The sequence below is a fragment of the Lapidilactobacillus luobeiensis genome, from assembly GCF_024345205.1.
Taxonomy (GTDB): domain Bacteria; phylum Bacillota; class Bacilli; order Lactobacillales; family Lactobacillaceae; genus Lapidilactobacillus; species Lapidilactobacillus luobeiensis.
The window spans coordinates 1-8,430 of sequence record NZ_BROC01000045.1; the positions used below are offsets into that span (position 1 = coordinate 1).

General features: G+C 48.8%; 7 protein-coding genes and 1 riboswitch. Of the genes, 5 read left to right on the plus strand and 2 right to left on the minus strand.

What is annotated here, in order from left to right; genetic code table 11:
• Positions 1-298: 298 nt before the first annotated feature.
• Genes OCU21_RS10945 through OCU21_RS10955 form a run of 3 tightly spaced genes read left to right on the plus strand, consistent with a single transcriptional unit; the run spans position 299 to position 3,176 of the window.
• Positions 299-964 (plus strand): ATP-binding cassette domain-containing protein, encoded by a 666-nt coding sequence (locus OCU21_RS10945; RefSeq protein WP_261807441.1) that lies wholly within the window; start codon positions 299-301, stop codon positions 962-964.
• Positions 961-2,091, plus strand: a complete 1,131-nt coding sequence (locus OCU21_RS10950) for a hypothetical protein (protein WP_261807442.1) — start codon at positions 961-963, stop codon at positions 2,089-2,091. The genes OCU21_RS10945 and OCU21_RS10950 overlap by 4 nt, the downstream gene beginning before the upstream one ends.
• The gene (locus tag OCU21_RS10955; protein ID WP_261807443.1) at positions 2,088-3,176 is read left to right on the plus strand and encodes a hypothetical protein; all 1,089 of its coding nucleotides are present in this window, start codon (positions 2,088-2,090) and stop codon (positions 3,174-3,176) included. The genes OCU21_RS10950 and OCU21_RS10955 overlap by 4 nt, the downstream gene beginning before the upstream one ends.
• 77 nt (positions 3,177-3,253) lie before the next feature.
• On the opposite strand, the gene OCU21_RS10960 is transcribed toward OCU21_RS10955, so the two are convergent.
• Positions 3,254-3,943, minus strand: a complete 690-nt coding sequence (locus OCU21_RS10960) for a hypothetical protein (protein ID WP_261807444.1) — start codon at positions 3,941-3,943, stop codon at positions 3,254-3,256.
• A gap of 693 nt (positions 3,944-4,636) precedes the next feature.
• Positions 4,637-4,716, plus strand: a riboswitch (SMK box riboswitch).
• On the opposite strand from OCU21_RS10960, the gene metK reads away from it, so the two are divergent.
• Complete coding sequence (metK, locus tag OCU21_RS10965) at positions 4,714-5,925, plus strand: methionine adenosyltransferase (RefSeq protein WP_261807445.1); 1,212 nt, start codon at positions 4,714-4,716, stop codon at positions 5,923-5,925. (Overlaps the previous riboswitch by 3 nt.)
• A 154-nt stretch (positions 5,926-6,079) precedes the next feature.
• Positions 6,080-7,558: an MDR family MFS transporter gene (locus tag OCU21_RS10970; RefSeq protein WP_261807446.1), complete on the plus strand. Its 1,479-nt coding sequence runs from the start codon at positions 6,080-6,082 to the stop codon at positions 7,556-7,558.
• On the opposite strand, the gene OCU21_RS10975 is transcribed toward OCU21_RS10970, so the two are convergent.
• Entirely contained in the window at positions 7,531-8,166 is a 636-nt protein-coding gene (locus OCU21_RS10975; protein ID WP_261807447.1) for a phosphatase PAP2 family protein, read from the minus strand. The two genes, OCU21_RS10970 and OCU21_RS10975, sit on opposite strands and share 28 nt — an antisense overlap.
• Positions 8,167-8,430: the final 264 nt, after the last annotated feature.

An 8,430-nucleotide genomic window follows, 5' to 3' on the forward strand; every position in this document is an offset into this window, starting at 1 on the left:
TTGTTATCCACCCGCATAGCGGGTGGTTTTTTGTTTCGCGCGCTTCGCGGGCTCAACTGGGTCTAAAGACACTAATAATAGCCGCCACACGATGACCGTCAATGGGTCGCGTGTGGCGGCTACTTATGTTTGGCGCTGGTTGTTGCTGGCGTTGACCAGCAGAAGTTCGGCGCGGAACCACGCGAAATCATTTTTTAATAAAGTTCTCATGATCTCCCCTTTTTTTTTTTTTGAATATTTGTTAAAATAAATATAACACATGGGGAAAAAGGGTCTTGAGTCATCGAGGAGCAGAAAAATGATTATTATTAAAGATGTCGATTTAGCGTTTGGCAACGATATTTTATTGCGGTCTGGGCAGATGCGCATTGATCAGCAGATTTATGGGTTGGTGGCCACCAACGGCTCAGGCAAGACGACTTTATTGCGCACGATCGCCGGCTTGCTCCCTTTGAAAAGCGGGGAAATATATCTGACCGCTGACCAAACCAACGAGCGCTTGCCCACCTTGACCAAAAAGAAGAACCTGTTTTATTTTGAGACCGGCGAGTGGTTTGACGGCAACTTGACGGCGGCGGATTATTTGAAATTTGTGGCAAAACAGTGGCAAGGTAATTCGCAACTAATTGAGAAAGCGGTGGATTTCTGGGAAATGCGGCCGTTCCTCCGCCGACCGATTCGCAAATATTCCTTGGGGATGAAGCAAAAGACGGTCCTGGCGCTTTACTATGTGGCCAACACGCCGTACTGGCTGATGGATGAACCGACGCTGGGGCTGGATCTGGACAGTCAAGCGCGATTCATCAGCTTTATGAAGGCGGCCAAACAGCGGGGCACGTCGATTTTGTTTTCCTCCCATCAAAACGATAGTCTGTTATCCGTGGCTGACACTTTCTATATCTTAGATAAACAACAACTGGTTGCCTCAGCGGAACTGCCGCGGGAGTGGGGTGAGCGCGGATGAGCTACGTCAGAATCCTACTCAAAAAAGGCTACCGACGTCGCAGTCTTTATCTGGTGCTGATCCTGCTCGTTGGGTTGATCACACTTCTCAATTGGAATAATGAAAGAAATGCGACTGGGGCCAACAGTCTGCTTAATCAAACGGAGCTGAGGATCAAGGATTACAACGGCTATATCAAACAGAATAAGCAAATTGCTAGCGCCGATTCGCCGGCGGTAACCAATTTGGTGCAGCAACGCCAATATTTGCAGGCCATGGTCAAAGCACTGAAAAAAGGCGATGAGCAAACCTATTTAACCAATCAAATCGCTCTCCTAACCTGGCAAAAGAAACATACGCCAGCAGATCAGTTGGTGAAGATCGTCAGTATTCCGGGTATGACGAATACAATCGCGAAGATGTTACTCTTGGCCCAAAAACAAGCGCAGGGGCAGACAGGCGTGGAGCTGGAAGGTTATGAAGTCCGGGGAAGTACGTTTTTATATCGGACGATCCAGTTATATAGTCCGGTCATTTTGACGGCGGTGATCATTTTTGTGTTGACCCCTTTGGTGATCAGCCCTTACTTCAAACGGCTGGATATTGAACGGGAGTTGCCGCGACCAGCCGCGCAGAAGGTTCTCTTGCGCACCGGCGTTTCTGTGACCATGGGGGTTGCCTGTTTACTGATCTTCTATTTCGCTTGTTTCCTAGTGGGCACGATTCGGCATGGCGCCGGTAGTTTTGCCTATCCGATCTTTGTTTATTCCCGTGATCGATATTGGTTGGAGCCACTATGGCAAGTCCTCGCGAAGATCCTTGTTTTGCAGATTGCCTTAATTGTGGCAATCAGCGCCTCGATGCAGCTGATCGCGCAGTTAACGAGGAATAGTTTCGCGACCCTCTTCTTGAGTTTGATCCTGATTATTGGCTCGTATTTGTTGATCGACCAGACCTCAGCCAGTGCCTTGACCCCATTGGTGCCGACTTATTACTTAGGACCAACTGGCGTGGTCACCGGCACATTTCGCGCGCTAACGAAAAATTCCCAGATCAGTTTACCCGGGGGCATCCTGGTTAATACGGGTTATAGTTGTTTGGTCTTGCTCGCGGTCTGGTATGGTGAACGGCGAGGTGAGCGCGCATGAAAAGTTATTTGGCCTTGTTGTGGACGCAAACACGGAAGAACTATTTTTTGTTGGCGGCCTTTGGTTTTCTCTTCGTCATAACATTGGGCTTTTGGTTCTTGAACACGACCAATCAAAATTCGCCGTTTCTCCAGCAAAGTGAGCTCGATCGGCCCCAGTTAGAAGAGGCGCTGGCAGTGGTGCAGGCAGAAAAGGGCGATGCGCAGGCGATAACCGCCGGTCTCACGAGATTGGATGCGGCCAAGCAAGCCTATCTCAAGCACGACTACCAGCAGGCTTATCGGCTGACGCTGAAGAACTATCAGGCTTTTCCACAGTTAAAGGCCAATTTAACGGCGCCTGACGAGAAAATACAGTTATGGCACGCATTGGCGGCGGCTGATTTACCTGAGGTCGATCTGGCCCACGCCAATAACACGATCTTGTTTAGCTATCGCTTCCTGGAAACGGTCTTTCCAGTCTTAGTCGTTCTGGTCAGCGCCTATGTGTTCGGGCTGATTTTCCGGAGTTCCTATGCGGCCAAATTGAATTTAGATGGACTCTTGCCCCAGCGTTATTGGCAAATTTTATTGGAGAAATTGTGCTTTTCGACCATCATTGTGTTATTCGGGGTAGCCTTGATTTTGGGAATCGTTGACCTGATCGCCGCTTTATTCGCTGGTTTTGGTCACACAAATTATCCAATCAGCGCCTATCAGGCCGGGCAACCAGCGCTGACCAATGTCACGACGATTCTGGGCAAGAGCATCGTCTTGGCTGGCCTGATCATTCCGGCGATCGCGCTCACCAGTTTAGTCCTGCAACAAGTGACGAGGAATTACTTGTTAACGTTCTTTTTGACCTTTTTTATTTTTGTTGGCCAAGCCTATTTGGTGACGATTTTAAAAAGTTTCAAAACAATCGTCCATTTCTTGCCGGGATTTTATCTGCAAGTAGTCGGGATCGCGACGGGTTCGTTGGCCGTGACCCTGGGGAACGTGCAGATCACTTATCAGATGGGCATCAAGGTCATTAGCTGTTATTTGGCGGTCATGGTCGGTGTCATGCTGCTGATTGGCCAGTTGCGACAATCGCGCCGTCATTGAGCTTTAGTCAACAAGCGCCCACCTAAATCACATTAGGCGGGCGCTTGTTTGCATGGTTGCTTGCCGATCAGCAATGATCACGGCAGTTTGGTTAAGATACTTAAAATGAATAGCAGCAGTGCTGGAAATTGGCGCCAGTCTTTGCGTCGTGGATAGGCGATCAAGCTAGCTAAAAGAACGATCACGATGCTGATCGTTGCGCTGAGGGTCAGCAGGTTTCGCGCCATTAGGATAAAAATAAGCACTAGACTGAGAAAGGGCCAGAGAAAGTCACTGAAGCTATCGTAGGGGACACTGAAGGCTATTTTGGTCAAATATAACCCGCTGATCAACATGATCTGGCCAGTGGAAATAGAACCACTGATCGTGTCTACCAGGGCAAGTGAGAGAAAAATCGGAACTAGGCCTTGTTCCAGTAAAAGGCCGAGGCGCAAGTCGACCTGTTCAAGGACTTGTGGCGTGATGGCGATCTTTAAAATATATTGCATTAAAAGCAGGCAGGCAATCACCCAGGACTTTTCGATCAAGAGGACGACCACCGGGACCGCTAAGACGAGATCAGTCAGCCACAGGGGCACGGTCCAAAAATCATTCGCTTGATCCAGCGTGACGACCAATAAACTGAAGATGACCACCCAGGCAAAATCCCGGGGGGCTGCAAGTTTGATCCGTCCGGCAAGCAAAAAAGGCAGGCTAAGTAGCGGAATGGCTTCAATCAATATTTGAAGTAACAAATAATCGGTCCGACGCGGTTTGGCTCGTTTCAATGGTGAGACCTCCTCAATAGTTAGATTTATCGTAATGTTTTTTCGCGAGGTGGTCAAGTTAAGAATGTGGCAAGATGGTGCCTGGTCAGTGACCTCGCACTGCCGCGGGCGTTGGTGGTTGACAGATGTAGTGGGGCTCCAGGTCAGGCTGGGGGTGGTGGAACGCTGCGCTAGCAAAAGTAGCCTGCCCGCGGCTTGCGCTGCGAAATTCGGGGTGAGCTCGCTGTGGGCGTCACTTTGAGCTTTTCGGAAGTGCGCCGAAAATCTCAAAGCTGAACCTTGGTCTAAGTGGCAAAGCCACTAAGACCAATTTCACGGCGATCTCACCCCGAATTTCTCTGCTCCAGCCACTCAACGTTCTAATAATCGTTTGAGCGCTCACGCTGACCAGCAAACTCTTATGATTTATATGGCGTTACGCAATTGACGACCGAGTCTAACGAAAAACAGAGTGTGAGCCGACCCGGGTAGCTCCTGAGCATTAGCCTAGCAACTATTTTGGAGGCTGGTTTGTGCCTCCGGAATAGTTGCGTAGCTAAGCGCAGGGAGCTGGGTCGGCGAACACGTTTCAGTGCGGAACACAACGGGTTGACTTCGAGCATTAGCCTAGCAACTAATTTGAGCTTGTTTCTCAACACCTGCTTTTTTACCAAAAAAGATGCTTTTATTCAGTTTATAAATGTGTTATCATAGGCAAGTTACAGCATTCCCGATGGGATCCACACAAAGTGGAGCTGCCTTGTAACCTTAAAGAAGGGGGAACCAATCTGATGAAAAATCGTCATCTTTTTACTTCGGAGTCTGTCTCTGAAGGCCATCCTGATAAAATCGCGGATCAGATCTCTGACGCGATCTTGGATGCGTTATTAGTTCAGGACCCATTAGCCCGGGTCGCCTGTGAAACAACTGTTACCACAGGTTTAGTTTTAGTCGTGGGGGAGATCTCGACGACGGCCTATGTTGATATTCAAGCGATCGTGCGTAAAACGATCATTGAAGCAGGTTATGACCGCGGCGAACTAGGGTTTGATGGTCATAACTGTGCGGTGCTGGTCGCTTTGGACGAGCAGTCGCCTGATATCGCTCAAGGGGTCAATGCGGCCATCGAGCAACGAACCACAGCGAGTGTTGATCCATTGGATCAGATCGGCGCTGGTGATCAGGGGATGATGTTTGGTTTTGCGGTCGATGAGACGCCCGAACTGATGCCCTTGCCGATCTCCTTGGCACACCAATTGATGCGGCAAACGGCCAAGATCCGTCATGAGCAGGTATTGCCTTATCTGCGTCCTGATGCCAAGTGTCAAGTTACCGTTGAATATGATGCGGAAACTGGCACCAAACCGCGGCGGATCGATACGGTGGTGTTGAGTACACAACATGATCCAGATGTATCTTTGGCGCAGTTGAAGCAAGATGTGATCGCGCAGATCATTCGCCCAGTCTTACCCGTTGAGTTGGTCGATGACGCGACTAAATTCTTGATCAATCCAACCGGCCGCTTTGTGATCGGTGGACCTCAAGGTGACTCTGGCTTGACTGGTCGTAAAATCATCGTTGACACTTATGGTGGTTATGCCCGCCATGGTGGTGGTGCTTTTTCAGGCAAAGATGCCACAAAGGTCGATCGTTCGGCCAGTTATGCCGCTCGTTATGTCGCTAAGAATATCGTCGCGGCTGGATTAGCAAAGAAATGTGAAGTCCAGTTGGCTTATGCGATCGGCGTGGCGCAACCAGTTTCGATCAATATCGAAACTTTTGGCACCAGCAAATACAGTGAACAAGCCCTGATCGACGCTGTCCATGCGAATTTTGATCTGCGACCGGCAGGAATCATTGAAATGTTAGATTTACGACGCCCGATTTACAAGCAAACAGCGGTTTACGGGCATTTTGGACGTACAGATGTGGATCTACCTTGGGAGCATACTGATCGGATCGCCGGTCTACAAGCTGCACTCAACCAAGGATCTGCGAGCTAAGAGGCGATCCAATTGGAAAGTTTTTTCCAATTGGGTCTTTTTTTGCGAAAAATACTGATTCTAGCGCTATTCAGCTCGCAAATGGGTAACGGGTGTCGATCATGATCGGTTCAGTAAATAAGTTTATCGGTATTGGTAATAAAAAGGGGTAATTATGAAAAAGAAAAAAGAAACAAATGTTGTTCTCGCTACCATAGCGATTTTTGTCGCGACCTTTATGACGGCGATCGAAGGGACGATTGTCTCCACGGCTATGCCAACGATCATTGGTAGTCTTAATGGTGTTTCCATGATGAGCTGGGTCTTTTCGATCTATTTATTGACCAGCTCGATCTCCACGCCGATCTACGGTAAATTAGCCGATCGGATCGGCCGTAAACCAGTCTTCCTAGTAGGCCTCGTGATTTTTCTGATCGGGTCCTCGCTAGCTGGCCTTTCTCAGAGCATGCTGACGCTGATCTTATCCCGAGCTTTACAAGGGTTAGGCGCCGGCGCGATCCAGCCAGTGACTTTCACGATGATCGCCGACATCTATCCCTATGAAAAAAGAGCACGGGTCTTAGGCCTGAACAGTTCGGCTTGGGGGATCGCCTCGATCGTGGCACCGCTGTTAGGTGGTTATATCGTTCAACATCTTTCTTGGCATTGGATCTTTTTCATCAACGTTCCCGTAGGCTTGATCACCATGCTTCTGGTGATTTTCTTCTTCCAAGAAGACCGTCGCTCCGCCAAAGAACCGATCGACATTGCTGGCTCAACGACTTTGAGCGTTCTATTATTAGCGTTGATGTTGTTTGCTCAGGGATTAGGTTCATCAACTAAGCCATGGCTCAATGCGTTATGGCTAGTGTTAGCGCTGATCTCTGGTTTCTTTTTCGTCAAGGCAGAAAAAAAGGCCAAGGATCCGTTGATCCCCTTGGCCCTGTTCAAAAATAATCTTTTCTTAGGACAAAACTTAGTGGCTGCCTTAGTCAGTGGGGTCCTGATCGGGTTTGAAGTTTATATCCCGATGTGGATGCAAGGCATCCTCGGCTTACCAGCAACGATGGGTGGCTTTGCCGTGACACCTAGCTCAGTGCTCTGGATCCTTGGCTCATTTTTGGCTGGACGGCTATTAGTCAGCCAACCAGCAACACGGATCGTTAGTGTCAGCTTATTTGTGATCACCGCTGGTATTGGCGTGCTTAGCTTCTTGCCGATGGGGACCAGCTTTGCGGTCTTTCTACTCGTGGCCGCTTTTCTGGGCTTTGGCTTTGGGATCGCCATTACTACCACGATGGTCACCGCGCAAAACGTTGTCGCTGAAAATGAGATCGGGGTCGCTTCGGCGATGAATACGTTGTCGCGGACGATCGGGCAAACTTTGATGATGTCCGTTTTCGGGATCATTCAGAACACACTTTTTGCTCGCGGGATCCAAGGGCATTCGCAATTAAAGCTGTCGATGTTGAACAAATTGATCAATCCTGAAACGGCTACTCAGATCCAAAGTGATCTTTTGCCCCAATTACGGACGATCCTGTTACAAGCCATGCACGGTGTTTATATTACTGGTGTGATTTTGGCTGTGATCGCGATCATCGTCAATTTTTGGACTGCTCACCGTCACGCCGGCAATTCCGCGTTTAAATAATAGCGTTGCCCCAATTTCCAGTGGATGACCAAGTTTGCGGTGGCGAAAATAAAGCCCGCCGTCACATCGCTGGGGTAATGGACATGCACATATAAGCGACTTAATCCTAATAGAATAATCAGTAAAACTCCAAAAATGGCGAGCACGATCCGCCATTTTTTTGATTTGACTAAACAATAACTGATGACGATCAGACTGCCAAAAAACATCACCGCCGCCGTTGCGTGTCCTGAAGGAAAACTAAACCCAGTTTCTCGAATCAATTGTTCTGTCGGTCGGGACCGTTGGATCCAACCTTTGATCACGTGGTTCAGTAAGGCGCCCAGCCCATTATTGGCCGCGATGAAAACGCCTAAGCGCCAGTGCTTCGCCCAGATCAACACCACGAAGATCACCGCTGTTAAGATCGTCATGATCAGCGGATTACCGACCTTAGTGAAGGTGATAAAAAAGTTATTGGCCGCTGGGTGCCAAGGAGCTAACCAACCATAGATCAAATCATCATAGCGGTTGATCCAGGCCTGCTGGGTGACGACGCTCCAAACGAATCCACTGAATATCACATATAAGATGCCGACTAACCATGGCCAAGTTTTCTTCGCTGTCATTTGTGGGGGACTCCTCTTGTTCACTTATTCTAAATTAATAGGGATATTATAGCATACTGGCGATGCGAGCATGGTTAAGAGCTGATTAAGATCGACTTGTCAGCTGGGGCTTCATTGATTTGCAAAGTGCGGCTTCTGTATTTATTTCTTCGCTTGCTTGCAGGTGTGCTGGGGTTTGGATGTGAATGCAACCGCCTCAGGGCGTTTGTAGTGGCTGGAACGCAGTGGGCATCGTTTTCTACCATTAGTCAAGAGAAAGTTGAT

Bases quoted from the DNA above. Each gene is read 5' to 3' on its own strand.
- OCU21_RS10945 (WP_261807441.1), top strand. From the start codon at position 299: ATGATTATTATTAAAGATGTCGATTTAGCGTTTGGCAACGATATTTTA.
- OCU21_RS10950 (WP_261807442.1), top strand. From the start codon at position 961: ATGAGCTACGTCAGAATCCTACTCAAAAAAGGCTACCGACGTCGCAGT.
- OCU21_RS10955 (WP_261807443.1), top strand. From the start codon at position 2,088: ATGAAAAGTTATTTGGCCTTGTTGTGGACGCAAACACGGAAGAACTAT.
- metK (WP_261807445.1), top strand. From the start codon at position 4,714: ATGAAAAATCGTCATCTTTTTACTTCGGAGTCTGTCTCTGAAGGCCAT.
- OCU21_RS10970 (WP_261807446.1), top strand. From the start codon at position 6,080: ATGAAAAAGAAAAAAGAAACAAATGTTGTTCTCGCTACCATAGCGATT.
- OCU21_RS10975 (WP_261807447.1), bottom strand. From the start codon at position 8,166: ATGACAGCGAAGAAAACTTGGCCATGGTTAGTCGGCATCTTATATGTG.